Here is an 18353-nt window from a genome sequence, read left to right on the forward strand (position 1 = left end):
TATATCGGAGTTGAAAATGATGTATAGTAAAATTCCGTTTCTTGCTTTACTGTTGTTTTTTCTATTAGGAACCAATGTCTTTGCATCTTCCTCTCTGCCTGGGTCTTCTTCTATACACGGTACTGTACAGACAGAATCATTTCATAATAATAAAACCTATTCCATAATCACTGTTTCAAATACGAAGGAATCAGCGCCGGATTCTGCAGCATTAGCCTCTAAAAAGGAGACAGCTAATGCGGAATTGCCTACAGAAAAAGGCAAGGTAATAAAGCCATCCATAAAGGACTATATTGTTCCTGGTTCAGTTGGTCTTTTCCTTATTCTCGTGTTTGGAAGCTACTGGTTATTTTACAGAAGAAAGCATGTATAAATGTAGTAAGGCGTGAATGCTAAATTCACGCCTGTTCTTTTTTCGTTAATGAAACGATTTCCAAAATTCACCTTTTTGATTGATGATCTCATTTAGCTCTTCAAACGGGATGGTAAACGTTGGAAAACCGACTGCAAAAGCAGCAATCTCATACGGATAAAAGTAAATATTTAACCCAGCCTCACTTATAAAAAAGGGCTGATCAGCCTTTATTCCGTGATACTCATCTGGAAAGAGATAAGAAGAATATTGATCATTACTTTTAAATTGATCCCTAATCCTTTCACTTATCACTTTTACATACGGACTTCCCGGCTTAAATAAGTCACTTAACTGATACATCGAACCAGTTTTTACGTTAATATGAGCGTATTTTCTCACAGGCATTCCATGGGCAGCACAAAACGGGTAATCGTACGCCGTTATCTCTATGACTAGTAAGTTTTTCTGAAAATGTGTTACCTCGAAATCGCCGGTATAGTTCGATTCAAGCTGATCATTTGGGGGCACGGGTCTAACTCCGGCCAACGCCTTTAGTGTCTTATTAACATTATCCGCATTAGCCATTCCTTGAATTTGCGGATAATAGACAAGATAATCCTTATTTGGCTTATATTTATTCTCAATAACCCTATATTTATTACTGAGAGGCAGGGTGCTGGCTTGTTTCCAAATGATCATACCGTTTCGATTGAAATACATCCGGCGTTGGTCAATATCAGCTTTAATAACCGTTTTATCAAAGCTAAGCTCGCCCGTGCCACTGACCATTGGCAGATGCTCCATCCGCTTACCATGCTTGTCAATAAAGAAGCTGTGCTGATCATCAGAGACGGAAGCAAGCCCGTCCTTGTAGTTTGATATTCCATTAAAAATGAAACCTGTCAGGATATGACCATCTGAATCAGCTAAGGCGTAGATGGACCTTACGCATGGCTGTGGAGCAATCTCCTTGCCGATGGCGAAGCGTTCTTCTCCAAGATATAAAATATGGTTGTAGTTAGGTTTAATTACAAAATGCCCATTTAGATTAAGCAGACCATACCGTTCTTGGTTATTCTCTAACAAACTGACAATGGCCCGACCGTCAATAAATGGTCCAGCATTTGCAAACTGCGGCTCTATGATCGTTTTTCCCTGTTCATTGATATAACCAATCTTTCCGTCAGTACTTGTTTTATAGGCAAGCAGACCTTGCCCATAGTTTCCGACGAAGTCAAAAGGGTATGTTTCTACTACCTTTCCAGTGAGGTCGATTAGTTCAAAGCGGCCATCTGTTGTTTTTACAATCGCTTTTCCCTGTCTGAACTCGCTAACTGATTCAAAAATTAATGGGATTACTTCCTTCCCTCGCTTATTCAAATACCCATATAAGGACTGCCCGTGCTTGTTTAGGTTTACTGCCCGCACTCTTCCTTCTTTATATTCACCGACAATAAGGGAATATGCCTTTGCTGTGATTTCCTTCCCGCTCTCATCAATCACCTTGAATCCTTGATGGTCATTGACGATCGCCCGGCCTTCAAAAAATAGATGAATCGTATCGTATTTGGGTTTTATAATAAAATATCCTTTTTCATCAATGACGCCCCATTTGTTCATCAGGCTCACAATCGCTAATCCATTATCCTGAAAATCCTCCGCATGATCGTAAATGGGTGGAAGAACAAATTGTCCTTTGACATCAATATAGCCCTCTTTGCTGCCTCCTAGTTCTCTAATCGATGCAGGAAATAAGTATACAGATCTCGTTTCAAATGACTCAGTTAGCAATTGGACTGCTCTCTCCTCTATCTCGCGTGAGACAGGAAAATAAGTAAGATATGATCCATAATAATGTTTCAAAACAAATAAATACCGTTGCTCGTAATAACGATAAATCCCAAAAACCTCATTTATCCCATCATGATCTAGATCTGCCCATTGAAATACGGGCTGATTGTCACGATAAAACAAGTCAGCACCAATAGGCAGGCAGGACATAATCCACTTTACCAATTGTCGACCCTCTTCAACCATTTATCTCACCCATTTTTTTCTTTTCAATATGTATATGAAAATTGATGGGCTATGTGTTTTATAACTCATTAGATAAATAAAAATAGTACACTAGCAAAGTGTACTATTAAAACTGTTAAAATGGTTCTCTTATATTGTACTTGCGGAGAATGGTTTCAATCTTCATTCCCTTGCTTATATCGCCTTTTGCCTTTACCTTTCCTGTTAACAATGCCACTGCTCCACTTTGTTTTCCTAATAAGAATTTTTTGAAGTTATCGTATGTTAAGGCCATTGTAACATCGGGAGTCACTTCGACCCCTTTCTTAATCGTTAACTTCCCATCCTGGAAAAAATGTTGGTATGTACCTGTTTCCTCACCATGAACATCGTATTGAACTACCCCATTAAACCCTTTCATTGGTCCGGGATTTTCATTAAAGATCTCTTCAATTCTTTCCATTATTTCTGGTAACGAATAGTCTTTAATTGCTTTTGACATGGGGATTCCCTCCTTGTATTTAAAACCATACTTGCTATAATTCCATGATAAGCATACCTACCGGTAATATAAAGTGAAAATTTTCTGAACTCTACTCAGAATAAAGGCAATATTTAATGGCCAATATAACGTGCATCTGGTATCAATTCTTTCCATTCTTGGTAGGAAATGGTTGTATCCCAGTGCCCTGTCATTTTCGCAATACCAATGACAACAAAGAATAACACAAAAAACGTAACTGGAACGAACCATTTACTTACCTTTTTCTTAGCAACTGTCATGTTCAGCGTATCCTTAATTGGACAAGCTTCCACACAAGACATACATGCAGAACAATTTAGGGAAGTAACGGTCTCAGCCTTATGAATTTTTAATCTTTGCGGACAAACCTTTGTACACATTTCGCAGTTTGTACATGTATCTTCATTCCGCTTAATTCTTGTAATTCTAAAAATAGAACCTAATCCTATCAAAGCACCGTAAGGGCAAAGGAACCGACACCAGAAGTTTCTAAAAAATAAAGAGAGAATGAACATAACAATAATAAACTTTAACGTAAAACCGCCGATGTTTGTAAATAACAACAGCATTTTTACATCAGATACTTTATTATATGGATCAATTAGAAAGTTTTTGGCCGAAAAGGTTGGCATTTGAATGACCATACCAATAAAAAATAACAGCAAGACATATTTAATAGGAGTTAACAGCCAAACAAGCCATTGGGGCATATCGAAATTCTTTTTAAAAATTTTTCTGCCGAGCCAGGCGATCATTTCACAACCTGTACCAACAGGGCAAATCCAACTGCAAAAGGACTTTCGGAAAATCAAACCTGCCCCAACGAAAAACGATAGCAGGACCAGGCCTGCTGGATGGATTACATCAAACTCGCCACTCGTCAGCCATACCTTTAGCGCGACTAGAGCACTGATGGGCAAAAATCCTTCTACCACGGATGGCCGTTCAACGAATGGGGTTTTTCCAAGTGTTTCAAAATGCATATAAAATTGATAAAATTGCAAGCCAACATATAATAAAAACAACAAAAACACAGCCTGTACGGCATACCTTGTCATTTGTACAGGCTTACGTTTCAACTGTTTCTTAAACCATGCTTTGGACTTCATACGCTTTCCTCCATTCTTTCGTCACCTTAACTATAAATAACGTAAAAATAGAGGGATGTGATTTAAGTCATCGGACCGCTTCATTTCATAAAGATGTCACACACCTATTCTTAAATTTGTCAAATTAAGAATAGCGGAAGCGTCCTGGTCAGCGGCGTATGGCCTGGAGCGCTCCAACTGAGATAAAGGAAACACGAAGAGCCGGAGGCGATTCGATGTTGACTTATCGTAGGGCGGAGAGCGAAGGACACTAGCCGCTAGGGCGCTGGAGCTGGACAATTCTCGAAGCCAAAACTTATAAATTCTGATAATAAAACAAAGGGCCAGACCCCCCACCCGCAACACATCGCTGAACTTTTTCTAATAAGCGATTATGTATTGAGTGTTAAACGTGAGGTCAGACCCTTTTTAGACTGCTTCTTTTATTTTTCTGTTGCAAACACAATATGATTCTGCTTTCTTGCTTCCTCCGTAATCCGGAGGACAATTCTACTCCATTCTTTTAATTGCTCATATTTTTCAATCTGATGGGATTGGATGATTTGGGCGATATTTAGACATTCATAGACCATGTTTTGTTCTTCTTGCTCAACACCTAGCTGCTGACTCTCCTTTGTATGGCTATCCATAAATGTGATTGCAGAAATTGGGGCTGCATCTTCCAAAACAAAAGTCCCATTCTCACCATGAATTTCACATGGAATCACCGAATCAGAAATTTTTGAGCAGAGAATGGTACAAACAAACGAATCGTAATCCAACACTAGAGTACCGCTCCCATCAACCCCACTTCGCAATAGAACCGGATGGTACGATACCTTGTTTGGCTCACCAAACAAGCAGACGGCTAAATAAAGGGGATACACACCTAAATCCACCAATGCGCCTCCAGAATAGGCCGCTGAAAATATATTAGGTTCTTCCCCTTGTAATAACTGATCATAGCGTGAGGAATATTTTATATATGGAAGAATCGTGCTTCTTAATTCCCCTGCCATCGGCAGCTTTTCCTTTAGAATTTGGAAGTTAGGGGTATGGATATTTCGAATCGCTTCAAATAAATAAACACCATTCTCCTCTGCCGTTTGGTAAGCTGCTTCTAATTCAACTGTATTTGAAAAAATAGGTTTCTCACAGATGACATGCTTTTTATTTTTCAAAAAGGTAAGTGTCTGTTCAAAATGGAGAGAATTTGGCGAGGCAATATAAACTACGTCAATTTCCTTATTCTCCGCCATATCTTCTAAATTTGTAAAAACGCGTGGGGCATTATATTGATCAGCCATTTCCTTCGCTTTTTGTTCCGTTCGCGAATACACTCCGGCTAAATGGTATTGTTTACTAAGCTTTGCTGCTTGAATAAAAGATTCTGTAATCCAGCCAGTTCCAACTGTAGCAAAATTAATCATTCCACAACCTCTTTCTATTTATACTTTTCAAAATACCATTTTAGCCTTTTTATGCTTTTCTTTCCAATTTAAATTGTAAATTTTTCATATTATGCCTGTTTTGATCATGAATTGTTGGGAACAATGGAAAAATATCAGATTTTATGTTATTTATAAGTAATAGAATTAGAAAAGTGGAAGTGCCCTGGTCAGCGGCGTATGGCCTGGAGCAGGACCTTTTTTTCTAAGTCAAATCTATTTTTCTTTTCGAATGAAGAAAAGCTTAGGGTGCCTGCCTATTTGTCAAAAGGTAAGCAGATGACACCCGGAGCTAGATAATGTAGAAAGAGGTTGAAAAGGGTGGACAATCAAACATCAAATTTCATTAAAGATATAATGATAAAAGATTTGGAATCAGGAAAACACCAAAAAATCGTAACTCGTTTCCCACCAGAGCCAAACGGCTATTTACATATTGGTCATGCAAAGTCAATTATAATTAATTTCGGCTTAGCAGATGACTTTAACGGAAAAACAAATTTGCGCTTTGACGATACGAATCCGTTAAAGGAAGACATTGAATATGTAAACTCGATCAAAGAAGATGTAAAATGGCTGGGGTTTGAATGGGATAACTTGTTATTTGCTTCCGATTATTTTGAAGAGATGTATAACAGAGCCGTTCTTTTAATTGAAAAAGGACTTGCCTATGTTGATGACCTATCTGCAGATGAAATCCGCGAATACCGTGGTACATTGACAGAGCCTGGAAAGAATAGCCCTTACCGTGATCGCTCGATTGAGGAAAACCTCGATTTATTTAAAAGGATGCGGGCCGGCGAGTTCGATAATGGTCAAAAAGTGCTTCGTGCAAAAATTGATATGAGCTCACCGAATATTAATTTGCGTGACCCGGTTATTTATCGGATTTCCCATACAACGCATCATAACACCGGCGATAAATGGTGTATTTATCCTATGTATGCTTTTGCCCATCCAATTGAGGATGCGATTGAAGGAGTCACCCATTCGATTTGTACGATTGAATTTGAAGATCAACGCCCTCTTTATAACTGGGTTGTGGAAAAATGCGAAATGAAAAACACACCACAACAAATTGAATTTGGCCGCTTAAATGTCACGAATACAGTAATGAGTAAACGGAAGCTTAAGCAGCTAGTGGAGGAAGGCTTTGTGGATGGTTGGGATGATCCACGTATGCCGACGATTTCCGGGATGAGACGAAAGGGTTATACACCTGAATCCATTCGTGCCTTCGTTCGTGAAACGGGCGTGCATAAAGGTTCCGGAGCAGTGGATTCACAAATGCTCGAACACTATGTCAGAGAAGATTTGAAATTAAAAGCACCTCGAACAATGGGTGTGATTAACCCATTAAAAGTAATCATTACCAATTATCCAGAAGGCCAAATTGAATTACTAGATGCAGAAAATAATCCAGAAAATCCTGAAATGGGGATGCGGAAAATTCCGTTTTCCCGTGAAATTTATATTGAAAAAGATGATTTCATGGAAGAACCACCGAAAAAGTACTTCCGTTTGTTCCCTGGCAATGAGGTCCGCTTAAAAAATGCCTATTTCATTAAGTGTGAGGAATTCGTCAAGGATGCAAATGGAGAAATTGTGGAGCTTCACTGCACGTATGACCCTGAAACAAAAAGCGGTACCGGTTTTACAGGCAGGAAGGTAAAAGGAACGATTCATTGGGTCGAAGCAACCCATGCAGTTCCAGCTGAATTCCGCCTCTATGAACCGCTTATTTTAGACGAACCAGACGATGCAAGTGATGAAGGAAAGACCTTCCTTGACCATGTCAATCCAAATTCATTGGAAGTGCTGCAAGGTTTTGTCGAGCCAAATATGAGAGAATGCCGGCCACAGGAAAAATTCCAATTCTTTAGACACGGTTACTTTAATGTTGACCCTAAAGACACAACAGTAGATAAACTGGTATTTAACCGAATTGTATCTCTAAAAAGTTCGTTTAAAATCTAATTAGAAAAGGGTGTAAGGCACCAAAAAGTGCCTCACACCCTTTTTTAATTCTCATGTGTTATAGGTATTTCTAGAATAACCTTAGTTCCATTACCAGGAGAAGTTACGATTGTGAGCTCTCCTCTGACAGAACGCGCCCGTTCGTCCATGCTAAAAAGACCCACCCCAGAGGAATGCAGGGTCTTGTCGAACCCTTTCCCCTTATCTTCAACCATAACTCTGATGACATCATCCATCTCTCGTACGATCACCGAGGCTTCTGAAACATTGGCATATTTGCGAATATTAGTAAGCGCCTCTTGTATAATCCGATAAATGGTCAGCTCTATACTAATATTTAGCCGGCGATTTAAAACACAATCAAAAAAAACATCGATATGATAATGGTCTGAAAACCGGGATAAAAAAGAACGGATCGCAGGAACTAAACCCAGGTCATCTAAAACAGAAGGACGGAGCTCCCACGAGATTTCACGAATCTCTTCAATGAGTTGGGCAGCTTCCTTTTGCATTTGGTGCAGCAATGGATGATCCATTTCCGATAATAACCGATTAATCGTGATTAAATGGCTATAAAGATTTTGCCCAAGTCCATCATGCAAATTTCGTGACAACCGCTTTCGTTCCTCTTCTTGCACATCAATGATGGTTGCCATCATGGTTTGTAACTCCTGCTCCACCCGTTTTCTCTCGGTTATTTCATAGCGAATGGCCACATATTGATAGGGCTTTCCCTTTTCATTTAAAAAGGGCACAATCGTCGTATCCACCCAGTAATAGGTGCCATCTTTTGCCCGATTGCGAATTTCACCCTTCCATACTTTTCCTCCCCCCATCGTCTTCCACATATCTTTGAAAAAGTCGCTTGAATGATACCCTGAATTAATGATTCGGTGGTCTTGGCCTAGTAGTTCTTCCCGTGAGTATTGGGAAATTTGACAAAACTGATCATTGACATATGTAATTTTGCCCTGTGAATCGGTGATGGCTACAATCGATGAGGCATCAAGGGCAAATTTATAATCCATTAGTTCACTTTTTGTTTGCTGAATATCCATATCCATTTACATCCCCCGAATCACACTAAATGCTCCTTTAATAGTCGTTCCAATATTTGAGCAGCTTTCAATACCTGTTCCTGCTCCCCATCAGAAAAGGTATATTTTTCCCTTTTCCCCACGAGCAAAACCCCTTTGGGAACATGATTGAAAAATAAAGGGACTGCATAGGAGGACACTAGTTTTTCAGCAAGCGCAATCGGATAATCTGTCACTTTACCAAAAATATCGTTTGGAAAATCTGTCATCATCATCGGGCTTCCAGTTGAAATGATTTTACCAGCGATTCCTTTTCCGAAACGGACTGTTATTCGTTTATACTTGTCATTTAAATTACCAGCTGCATAATGCCATCGTACATCAGGGCCTGATTCATTTTGGAAGGCTAAACCTACAAAATCAGATTGAGTCTCTATTCTTAGCCGATCACACAAGTCAATAACAACTTGAAGTTCGCGGATCTCTGTCATCCTTGATGATTCTCCTTAAATACCATAACCTAATAACCCCTTTTTCACGGCGTATTCTACCAACTCTGGCCGGGTCTTCATTTGTAATTTTTCCATTAAATTCCCTTTATGAGTTTCGACCGTTTTCACACTTATGACAAGTTGCTCGGCAATTTCTTTGTTTGAATACCCCTTGGCAATCAAGGTTAACACTTCTTTTTCCCGTTCAGATAAAAGATGATAGGTATCATTTCCATCCTGTTTTACACCAGCTAAATATTCTTCCATTAATCGCTTTTGTGCAGCTGGATGAAGATAAGCATCCCCTCCAGCAACCGCCAATATTGCTGCCATTAATTCATCATGCGGAGCGCTTTTTAGAATACAGCCTGAAGCACCGCCTTGAATGGCACGGAAGAGATATTCTTCATCATCATGCATCGTTAAGATTAAAATATTTATTTTCGGCATGAGTTTTTTTAATTCTATCGTGGCAGAAAGTCCATCTTTGCCATGTGGCATACTTAAATCCATGACCACCACATCTGGTTTAAACTTTAACGCTTTTTTAATTCCTTCATTTCCTTCGGAGGCTTCTCCGATGACTTCTAATTCTGGGTTTGTATTTAAAAGCATTTTTAAACCGCTTCTAACAACAGCATGATCATCAACCAATAGGATTTTTATCAAAATGAACTCTCCTTTTATTTATAGTGGAAGAGATAGTTCTATGGATGTTCCTTCTCCTATTGTAGAAGAAATCGTACAGTGCCCGCCAGTGAGAAGCATTCTTTCTTTCATGGCAGCAAGACCTGAGGAATGGTTTGTTTCATTTTGGTCTAACCGAAATCCTTTTCCGAAGTCTTGAATCATAATCTTCAACCTATCTTCTTGCCAGGTAAAGTGTATGTTTATATTCGAGGTATCCGCATACTTTGCAATATTCGTAAGCGCCTCTTGGCACACACGAAAGACGGCGATATTATTCTTCTCAGATATCGACTTTTCTTCTCCAGTCGACTCCAAATTAACGAGAATACCAAATGTGGAGGTGTATAACTTAATATAACTCTTCATGGCTGGAAGTAATCCAAGTGTTGTTAAGGTAGGCGGATGTAATTCCACAGAAAGAAGCCGAATTTCTTGGATCGTCTTTTCAATGAGCTGTGCCATTTCGTGAACATGATTTTTCATGTGTGGCTCATTAACACCTGTTTCAATATACTGTAAACCTGTTAAAATACTATACAGATTTTGTCCCACACCCTCATGAAGTTCTAATGCAATCCGTTTAATTTCTTCTTCCTGGGAATGGATAATATAGGAGCTAATCTGTTGCTTTGGCTTTAATAAATCCATCTTTTCCCTCCTGCCAAAATTATTCTTTATATAAGAAAGGTTCAGATTCTTATTTAAAGACCTGAACCTTTTTTATGGTGTATGTTAAGCCGCATTCTTGATCAAAGGCTGACCATTGTTCTTCCGATTCATTTACAAGACTTGTCAAAGGGACAGCAAGAAAATAAACATGATCAAAATAAAAACGAATATGGGTTCTATCCGGACAATATTGAACCTTTTTTATTGTTTTCTTTACAGCTGGTGCCTGGTCACCACCCTCTTGATCTTGAATGGAAATTTCGACAGGTACCCTTACGAATGGTTTTACATCCTCTACATTAATGTGTGCCACAACTGCTGCATCCTCTCTTAACAGGATAGATGAACATTTTATAGCCTTGTAGATATTCCCAAAACTTCTCCTCAGCCTGTTCCTCAATGTACTGAATGGTTTCTTCTTCTGAATCCCAATCACTCATTCCCTTTATTTCAGCAACGACCATCTCCACCCCATCGATGGTTTTTTCTTCTAGGAACCAATTCAAACGTTTCTTTGTAAAGGTGCTTTTCAATAACTCATCGATTTCAGCAGCAAAACCGCCTGATTCCGGTCTAACGAAACAAAAATCAATATACGTCTCACTAGTCATGGACATTCACACCTTTTTTATAAATAAGGATGGCAATCGGGAATAAAATAACATTGATGATGGCAGCTATAATCGTATTGGTGTAATTTTCATAAAAATATTGATGGACCATAAATTGGGTAAAAATAATATTTAACATTAGCACGGCGAGCAGGAGGGCGACGGGTACGTAACTACGCTTCATAACGTTTCACCCCCACGGCATAAACAGCACCGTTTTCTACCTGTACATAGATTTCCGGAAGCGGTCGTCTAGGCGGTCCGGCAATAGGTGCACCCGTTTCCACATCGAATTTCCCGTGATGACAGGGGCATAACATTTCTTCCTCATCCTTTTTCCAAAATACAGGGCAGCGCAGATGTGTACAGGCATTTTGGTATGCTACATATTTAGTTTCTGATAGCCTAATTAAAATGGCACTGTCATGTTCGCCCGGGAAGGCAAAATCCACGGCATCCCCTACTGGCAGGGAATTAACATCGGTAATTTTATGTTTTGGATATTTCTTATCACCTAGTCCATTTAATTCTTTTGCAGCTAGTACTCCCCATGGCAGGGAGGAGACAGCAAACACACCTGCTGCACCGACCAATGTCTTCATAAAGCCACGGCGGTCAAGTTTTCTTTCATTATTACGATTTATATTATGCGTATAGTTATCTTCTTCAAACGGGATTTTATTATTTTTATCAGTCAAGTTAATCCCTCCTAAAACAATTTCGTGACACCCTGCAAGATTCCAGGGAGGTTCACTTTTACATTTGTTTCGCCTTCTAAATAAGGCATGCTTGTTACCCACTTACCATTATCAAGATTATATTGCTTTTGCTTTGCTTCAATCTCTTCATCTGTCAGCCATTGCAGTGTATTGGATGGGCATACACTCGCACACATTGGCGGGATTCCGTCCTTTGTACGGTCAATACATAGATCGCACTTATACATGAGATTTTGCTCTGTATCAAATTTCGGTATCCCATATGGACAGGCAATCGTACAGTTTTGACAGCCGATACACTTTTCTACAAGAGCGGAAAGCACAGCCCCTGTTTCATGAATTTGAATGGCCTGGGCCGGACAACTTCTTGCACAAGCCGGATTGACACAATGAAGGCACATTAGAGGCATCGTTTGCCGGTTCACAAGTGGGTTCACATCGTAAACATAGTTACGATTCCGTTCCTCATGTCCACCGCACTGTGTACAAGCCGCCAAACATGAACGGCATCCTATACAGTTTTCAAGTTCTAAATAAAGCCTCTTTTTCATTTATTGCACCTTCTTCATTTCTAGTTTTTCAATCTGAGCGGCACAAGCCTTGAATTCTGGCATTCTTGACATTGGGTCAAGCGCAGGAATCGTTAAGAGATTAATAGATTGATCGCCGCCCCAATGGTATGGGACAAATACTGTATCCTTTCGGATTGCTTCGGTGATTTTTACTTTATATTCCGCTTCGCCTCTCCTTGTAAAAAGACGAACATATTCCTCGTGTTCAATGTTATATTGTGCAGCTGTTTCTGGGTGTACTTCAACAAATGGCTCTGGGCACATATCACGCAGAAAGTTGATTCTTCTCGTTTGGTTTCCTGATAAATAATGATAGACGACACGTCCTGTCGTTAACCGTAATGGATAGGCTTCATTTGGTTCTTCAGCTGGCGGACGGTATGGAAGCGCGCAAATCTTCGCCTTGCCATCTGGGTGATAGAACTTTTTATCTAAAAACATATGTGGTGTCCCTGGATCATTTTCATCTTTGCATGGCCAGAACACACCGTCCTGTTTTTCAATTTTATCCCAGGTGATTCCGTAATAGTCAGCATATCCGCCTTTTGACGCTAAGCGGAATTCATCAGCTACATCTTTAGCTGTTTTTAAATGAGAGAAATATTTTCCCCGGTCTAACCGTTCACATAACTCCACTTGAATTTGCCAATCCGGCTTGGATTCCCCAAGCGGCTCTTGTGCCTTATTAATTTTAATACAGCGTCCTTCTAGATTTGTAACCGTCCCTTCATCTTCCGACCATGTCGTCGTAGGAAGAATTACATCCGCAAATTCAGCAGATTCAGATAAGTAAAAATCAGCGCAGACCATAAAGTCTAGGTTTTTCAATTGTTCCCGTACATAATTTAAGTTTGGAGCTGATACCGCCGGATTCGAGCATAATAAGTACAATCCACGAATTGTTTTTTGCTCCATTAATCCAAACATTTCGTAAGCAGATACCCCTTCTTTCGGCATTTCTTCCGGTTCAATTCCCCACACCTTCGCGACAGCCTTCACATGATCTGGATTAGTAATTTTACGATAACCTGGAAGCGCATCTGCCTTTTGGCCATGCTCACGGCCACCTTGACCATTCCCTTGGCCTGTAAAGGTTGCCACTCCTGCTTTAGGGCGGCCAATTTTCCCTGTGACTAACGCCATGTTTGTGTAGCCGGAAACATTGTCTACCCCTTTATGCTGCTGCTCAATACCACGGGCAAACATCACAATGGCATTTGGGGCTTTCCCATAAATCTCTGCTGCTCGAATGATTTTTTCAGGAGCAACCCCTGTAAGTTCGCTTGTGTATTCTGGAGTAAATTGTTTTACCAATTCTTTTGTTTCTTCAAAGCCATTGGTATGGTTTTTTACAAATTCTTCATCAGCGTAACCGTTTTGAATTAACAAGTTTAGGATTCCGTTTGCTAAGGCGAGATCTGTTCCTGGTCTTAGATCTAAGTGAACATCTGCTCTTCTTGCTATTGGCGTTTCCCGTGGATCAGCTACGATTAAGTAACCGCCTCTTTCCTGGACCGCCCATACGCGGAACATAGAGGTTGGATGGCACTCAGCTGTATTACTTCCGGCAATAAACAAGCAATCTGTTTCATGAAGATCCGTCCAAGGAAGGGTTGAACCTCGGTCGACCCCAAAGGATCTCATAAAGCCGCCAGCAGCACTTGCCATACAGAAACGGCCATTATAATCAATGTAACGAGTTTGTAAGCCAACTCGCGCGAACTTTCCAGTTAAATAGCATTTTTCGTTTGTCATGGACACACCGCTGTAAACACTTAGTGAATCCTTACCATAATTTCCTTGAAGCTCTTGAAAATTTTTGACGATTAAATCATAGGCTTCCTCCCATGTTGCTTCACGGAAACCTTCTTTAGTTCCTTTTAAAGAAGCATCATCACGAATTAATGGCTTTAAGATACGGTCCTCATGATTGGTTTGTTGATAGGCGGTAACCCCTTTTGGACACATCTTGCCGACTGTTACCGGCCAGTCATAACGAGGTTCAACCCCGATGATTTTATTGGTTTTTGTATTGACACGTAAATTCATTCCGCACTGCATCCCGCAATAGCTGCAGTGGGTCTTAACAAGCGTCTCATTTGGATGACGAACATTTTCGATTTCTTTAAAAAACTTATCCCTTTGCATTTTGGTTTGCCTCCTTGACCTTCACTTGATGTGTGGCGAATCCTGAGAATCTAGAAATTCTGTATTTTCTACGGCATGGCAGGCACAATTCAGCAAGGTTGAAGCCATCCTGCATATTGAACTCGATATCATTTACACCCAAAACATGGATTACATCACTAGACTGTTCGAAGGATACAAAGTGATCGCCGCAAACCTTGCATTCTTTCATCTGTTGTTCACCGTAATGCTCACGGTAGTTTCTTGCAAATACGCTCATAGGACGGAAAGGAATATGAGCAAGCTTTCCGAATGGTAAGTAGATTAAAGTAACAATAACGGAAAATTGGTGAATCAATGACATTTGCGGCTGCATCCAGCCATGTAAGACCACATTCTGAAATGTTAACAGAAGCCCAGTAACCGAAATTAATAATAATAAATAGAGTGGTAAGAAGTCGTACATGAATTTTTGTTCAGCTCTTGCTTGCATATTTTTCAAGCGACGGTACAGTGCCATTGCGACCCCAGCTGTAACCATAATGGCTGCTATATTTAAAGCATTATAAGAGAACCAAGCAATGATTCCATCAGCCTTAACGTTGATGAGATTCATGCCAAACAATACAACTGTATAATAGCCATTGTCTTCCATCGTAAAATACATCCAGCTAAACACGAGTGGAAAGGTAACCAAGCAAGCAAGGACACAGCCCCAGCCGATTAAAATATGTTGAACCCAGCGGTAAACTCCGCGATTACGAATAAAATCAAAAATCGCTAAATGATTAACAGCTGTTTTCGGTGTGTTTTTTCGAAATAGTAATTTTTGGCCCTTTTTAATAAAAATCTTAGTTGGCGGTCTTTCACCCCAAGCTATAAATCGGTAGAAAAAACCTCCGATAAATACGATGGTTCCTACCATATATCCATAAAGATTTAAGTCAATATGTGTAAACATCCTTGTGCCAATAAACGTTAATATCGCAAGTCCGATAATAGTTAAAAACATTGATTTTGCAAAATGTGATGCAAATGCATCATTGACCGTACGTCCAGGTTTTTTAGTCGTTGTAATGGTTGATTCCATGTTCTTGAACCTCCTCCAAAAAAATAACACATCCGTTTTTCTTATCTTTATTGTAAGAAAAACGGATGTGTTATCTATATAGGGGAACTCCCCTATCATGAGGAAAAAAAACCCTTAGAAATATTATTTTAGACAAATTCCTGACACAAATAAGAAAAGCTCCAGCGCCCTGTTCAGCGGCGTATGGCCTGGAGCGCTCCAACTGAGATAAAGGAAACACGAAAAGCCGAAGGCGATTCGATGTTGACTTATCGTAGGGTGGAGAGCGAAGGACACTAGCCGCTAGGGCGCTGGAGCTGGACAATTTTCGAAGCCAAAACTTATAAATACTGATATTATAAAAAAGCTCCAGCGCCCATAAGCTGTCGGAACTTTATCATAATTATTGATCGATTAATTTTTAGCATATTTTTTTCGCCATGAATAAAGCAGCAGGCTAAAAACAATTACTATTTGTCCCATGAATAAGGCAGCGTCCCAGAAAGGAAGAGACGCCGGCCCCTCTGAAAGACCAGGAAGAACCTTTTTAATTGCAAACAATAATTGTGGAATATAATAAAGCGTGTATAAGGAAACCGTCAAACCGACACCGACAAGATAAAAAATGGAATAAAAATAAATCATCTTTCTTTCTTCTTCGAAAACCAAATGATCTTCTGCAGGTTTAAAAAATAGAAATGGAAGCCATTTTCGTAATACCTGCTGGGCATTTTCCATCAGGTTGTAACAGCCTGAAACATTTTCAAACACATAATATAAATCGGTTTTCATATAAATGCAGCATTGATACACGACTCGAATAACGGTATCTAACACTACTACATTCAGGATACTAAAGAGAATACCCGAACTGTTCGTTAATAGTAATTGACTGATTAGAGCAATTGAAAGAATAACAGTGTCAAAACATAGGCCAGCTAAATATAAAACATTGCGCTCTTTCGAAGGTAATTTCCATACTGATGACATATCCGTTTCAAGGACGACGAGAAATAAGCGATGGCCAACCTCCAATTTAGTCGGGAGATTTTGCGCTCTCATTGCTAAAACATGACCGAACTCATGGATTAATACTAAGAAAAAGGTTATAAACAGCCATGCTGGAATATTAAACGTCATATAATCAAAAATAAACAAATCCTTATAATGGGGAAATAATGACGGTTTGGAGATAAATAGGTATAGATTAATAAAAAATAGAGTGGCATAAACAATATAAGCTAGCTTATTAAAAAAGAATTTACCTAATTTTGGAGATATCCATAAAAATCCTAACCGAGCACTTTCCTTTTCTAAATGTTCAATTTTTACACCATCCAGTTCTGCAATTAATCCTAATTCTAATAGCTGTTTAGCAAATTCTATTAGATTTACATCTTCTTCTATGTATTTTTCTTTAAGATTCAGTTCAATTTCACCTAAGGTTTTACCCTGATTAATTAGTTGAATCGCATCAATGCAGACCTCCGGCATTTCATAAAACTCTCCAGTAGACTCATCCTCAACTATGAAATGTTTTTTATCTTTAATAATATTTAAATGAACCAACATTAGAAGTGAGTCTAGATTAAAGTTCATATCAACACCCTTTACTTAAAATAATAATAAAATAAGGATGTTCAGCATCTGCTGACATCCTTATTTTAATTTAGTTTTATAATCCAAAAAATGGGCACCACCAGCATGTTGTTTTTACCTTCTTAAGCTTAAGAATTTTCATTATTTCACCTCCTCGGTTAGTTCACAATTTTTTGACCATGGATAATTTTGATGAAATTTGACCCATGCAGGGAAAACCTTCTTAAATTCTTCCACTAATTGTGGATCAAATTGTGAACCCTTGCCTTCAATAATGCGTTCGTAGGCCTCTTCAACTGACATTGCAGCTCTATATGAACGTGAAGACGTCATCGCATCAAATGCATCTGCAACGGAAGTTACTCTGGCTAGCAATGGGATTACCTCTCCTTTTAATTGGTCAGGATACCCCTTACCATCCCAGCGTTCATGATGAGAACGAATCACGCAAATACAATCCTTTATTCCCTCAACATCCTTGACTGCCTCTGCCCCAACACTTGGATGTGTTTTAATAATTTCAAATTCTTCCATAGTAAGTTTTCCTGGTTTCATTAAAATCTGATCAGGAATATGAACCTTGCCTATATCATGTAATAAACAAGCATAATAAAATGACTGTAGTTTCTCTTTGGAAAATTCGCCCAACTCTTTAGCTAGTAATAAAGCATAATTAGCAACACGTTCGCTATGGCCCCTTGTATAGGGATCTTTTAATTCAAGTGTTGCAATGACACCCTTAACAATCCCTTCCAGCTGGTTATCAAACAGATTGCGGATAGCTCTTACATAACCCTGAAAGCGAAATAATAAAAAATAAGAAACGCCGGATAAGATAATTAATAGAAAAACAGGCAAGATAACATAGCTAGTATCCAAAATAATGCCAGTAAGTATATATCGGGCGGAAACTCCTAAAGTTACTGTCCAAAAAAACCTTGAATTAAGAAAGAGAGGTACAGCTAATATCACAAACACTTCTAACACATTACCACTCTTGTAATTAATATCAATTTCTCCTGAATAAGTTAACATATCGACTAAAAATGTAATAAATAAATAACTGATAACAAAAACATACTTAATCCAGTACTGCTTCTTTACCTTATTCAAATAAAGATAGATTGGTATTAGCATCGTTAAAACCATATAAGTTAAAAACCAAAAATCACTTGAAAAACCACTTTTTTCATGTTTGATATAAGTAGGTACTATAAAATAATAAAAAACATCATAACCTATCACAATACTATAAGAAAATAAAAGAAACCATTTCACAGTTCGTTGCTCTTCATGCGGTATCATAGAATCCTCCAAGTGTGACAAACACACCTACCTAATAAAAATTTAGACTATCTTCTA

Annotated in this window: 19 protein-coding genes; 2 read left to right on the top strand and 17 right to left on the bottom strand. The window is 39.0% G+C overall.

From position 1 onward, the window contains the following. The first annotated feature begins 16 nt into the window (after positions 1–16). The gene (locus tag AC3ANL_RS20955; RefSeq protein WP_488326287.1) at positions 17–373 is read left to right on the top strand and encodes a hypothetical protein; all 357 of its coding nucleotides are present in this window, start codon (positions 17–19) and stop codon (positions 371–373) included. 45 nt (positions 374–418) lie between these two features. Here AC3ANL_RS20955 and AC3ANL_RS20960 read toward each other — a convergent pair whose 3' ends face one another. From AC3ANL_RS20960 to AC3ANL_RS20975, 4 genes are all read right to left on the bottom strand, one after another. Next, the gene (locus AC3ANL_RS20960; RefSeq protein ID WP_488326288.1) at positions 419–2392 is read right to left on the bottom strand and encodes a WG repeat-containing protein; all 1974 of its coding nucleotides are present in this window, start codon (positions 2390–2392) and stop codon (positions 419–421) included. A 115-nt stretch (positions 2393–2507) separates the two neighbouring features. Then, the gene (locus AC3ANL_RS20965) at positions 2508–2873 is read right to left on the bottom strand and encodes an SCP2 sterol-binding domain-containing protein (protein ID WP_488326289.1); all 366 of its coding nucleotides are present in this window, start codon (positions 2871–2873) and stop codon (positions 2508–2510) included. Between the two features lie 113 nt (positions 2874–2986). Further along, positions 2987–4003, bottom strand: coding sequence for a 4Fe-4S binding protein (locus AC3ANL_RS20970; protein WP_488326290.1), 1017 nt, complete (start codon positions 4001–4003; stop codon positions 2987–2989). Between the two features lie 422 nt (positions 4004–4425). After that, positions 4426–5412 carry a Gfo/Idh/MocA family protein gene (locus tag AC3ANL_RS20975; protein WP_488326291.1) on the bottom strand — a complete coding sequence of 329 codons (987 nt, stop codon included), beginning with the start codon at positions 5410–5412 and terminating at the stop codon, positions 4426–4428. A 375-nt stretch (positions 5413–5787) separates the two neighbouring features. Here AC3ANL_RS20975 and AC3ANL_RS20980 point away from each other — a divergent pair, with 375 nt between their 5' ends. Next, positions 5788–7407, top strand: coding sequence for a glutamine--tRNA ligase/YqeY domain fusion protein (locus tag AC3ANL_RS20980; RefSeq protein WP_488329794.1), 1620 nt, complete (start codon positions 5788–5790; stop codon positions 7405–7407). A 44-nt stretch (positions 7408–7451) separates the two neighbouring features. On the opposite strand, the gene AC3ANL_RS20985 is transcribed toward AC3ANL_RS20980, so the two are convergent. From AC3ANL_RS20985 to AC3ANL_RS21045, 13 genes are all read right to left on the bottom strand, one after another. Beyond that, a complete protein-coding gene (locus AC3ANL_RS20985) occupies positions 7452–8471 on the bottom strand; it encodes a PAS domain-containing sensor histidine kinase (RefSeq protein ID WP_488326292.1) in 1020 nt (339 codons plus the stop codon). A gap of 14 nt (positions 8472–8485) precedes the next feature. Further along, the gene (locus tag AC3ANL_RS20990; RefSeq protein ID WP_488326293.1) at positions 8486–8935 is read right to left on the bottom strand and encodes a GAF domain-containing protein; all 450 of its coding nucleotides are present in this window, start codon (positions 8933–8935) and stop codon (positions 8486–8488) included. Between the two features lie 15 nt (positions 8936–8950). Continuing rightward, positions 8951–9604: a response regulator gene (locus tag AC3ANL_RS20995; RefSeq protein WP_488326294.1), complete on the bottom strand. Its 654-nt coding sequence runs from the start codon at positions 9602–9604 to the stop codon at positions 8951–8953. Positions 9605–9622: 18 nt separating this feature from the next. Further along, positions 9623–10273, bottom strand: coding sequence for a sensor histidine kinase (locus AC3ANL_RS21000; protein ID WP_488326295.1), 651 nt, complete (start codon positions 10271–10273; stop codon positions 9623–9625). Positions 10274–10322: 49 nt separating this feature from the next. Then, positions 10323–10607 carry a hypothetical protein gene (locus AC3ANL_RS21005; RefSeq protein WP_488326296.1) on the bottom strand — a complete coding sequence of 95 codons (285 nt, stop codon included), beginning with the start codon at positions 10605–10607 and terminating at the stop codon, positions 10323–10325. Next, positions 10594–10905: a hypothetical protein gene (locus AC3ANL_RS21010; RefSeq protein WP_488326297.1), complete on the bottom strand. Its 312-nt coding sequence runs from the start codon at positions 10903–10905 to the stop codon at positions 10594–10596. The genes AC3ANL_RS21005 and AC3ANL_RS21010 overlap by 14 nt, the downstream gene beginning before the upstream one ends. Beyond that, positions 10898–11089 carry a hypothetical protein gene (locus tag AC3ANL_RS21015; protein WP_488326298.1) on the bottom strand — a complete coding sequence of 64 codons (192 nt, stop codon included), beginning with the start codon at positions 11087–11089 and terminating at the stop codon, positions 10898–10900. The genes AC3ANL_RS21010 and AC3ANL_RS21015 overlap by 8 nt, the downstream gene beginning before the upstream one ends. Then, positions 11079–11603 carry a Rieske 2Fe-2S domain-containing protein gene (locus AC3ANL_RS21020; RefSeq protein WP_488326299.1) on the bottom strand — a complete coding sequence of 175 codons (525 nt, stop codon included), beginning with the start codon at positions 11601–11603 and terminating at the stop codon, positions 11079–11081. The genes AC3ANL_RS21015 and AC3ANL_RS21020 overlap by 11 nt, the downstream gene beginning before the upstream one ends. An 11-nt stretch (positions 11604–11614) precedes the next feature. After that, positions 11615–12175 (bottom strand): 4Fe-4S dicluster domain-containing protein, encoded by a 561-nt coding sequence (locus AC3ANL_RS21025; protein WP_488326300.1) that lies wholly within the window; start codon positions 12173–12175, stop codon positions 11615–11617. Continuing rightward, the gene (locus AC3ANL_RS21030; RefSeq protein WP_488326301.1) at positions 12176–14344 is read right to left on the bottom strand and encodes a molybdopterin oxidoreductase family protein; all 2169 of its coding nucleotides are present in this window, start codon (positions 14342–14344) and stop codon (positions 12176–12178) included. After that, positions 14331–15413 carry a hypothetical protein gene (locus AC3ANL_RS21035; RefSeq protein WP_488326302.1) on the bottom strand — a complete coding sequence of 361 codons (1083 nt, stop codon included), beginning with the start codon at positions 15411–15413 and terminating at the stop codon, positions 14331–14333. The genes AC3ANL_RS21030 and AC3ANL_RS21035 overlap by 14 nt, the downstream gene beginning before the upstream one ends. Positions 15414–15806: 393 nt before the next feature. Continuing rightward, entirely contained in the window at positions 15807–16991 is a 1185-nt protein-coding gene (locus AC3ANL_RS21040; protein ID WP_488326303.1) for a hypothetical protein, read from the bottom strand. A gap of 141 nt (positions 16992–17132) precedes the next feature. Further along, complete coding sequence (locus AC3ANL_RS21045; RefSeq protein WP_488326304.1) at positions 17133–18269, bottom strand: HD-GYP domain-containing protein; 1137 nt, start codon at positions 18267–18269, stop codon at positions 17133–17135. Between the last annotated feature and the right edge of the window lie 84 nt (positions 18270–18353).

The sequence above is a fragment of the Neobacillus sp. DHD-1R genome (assembly GCF_057747995.1).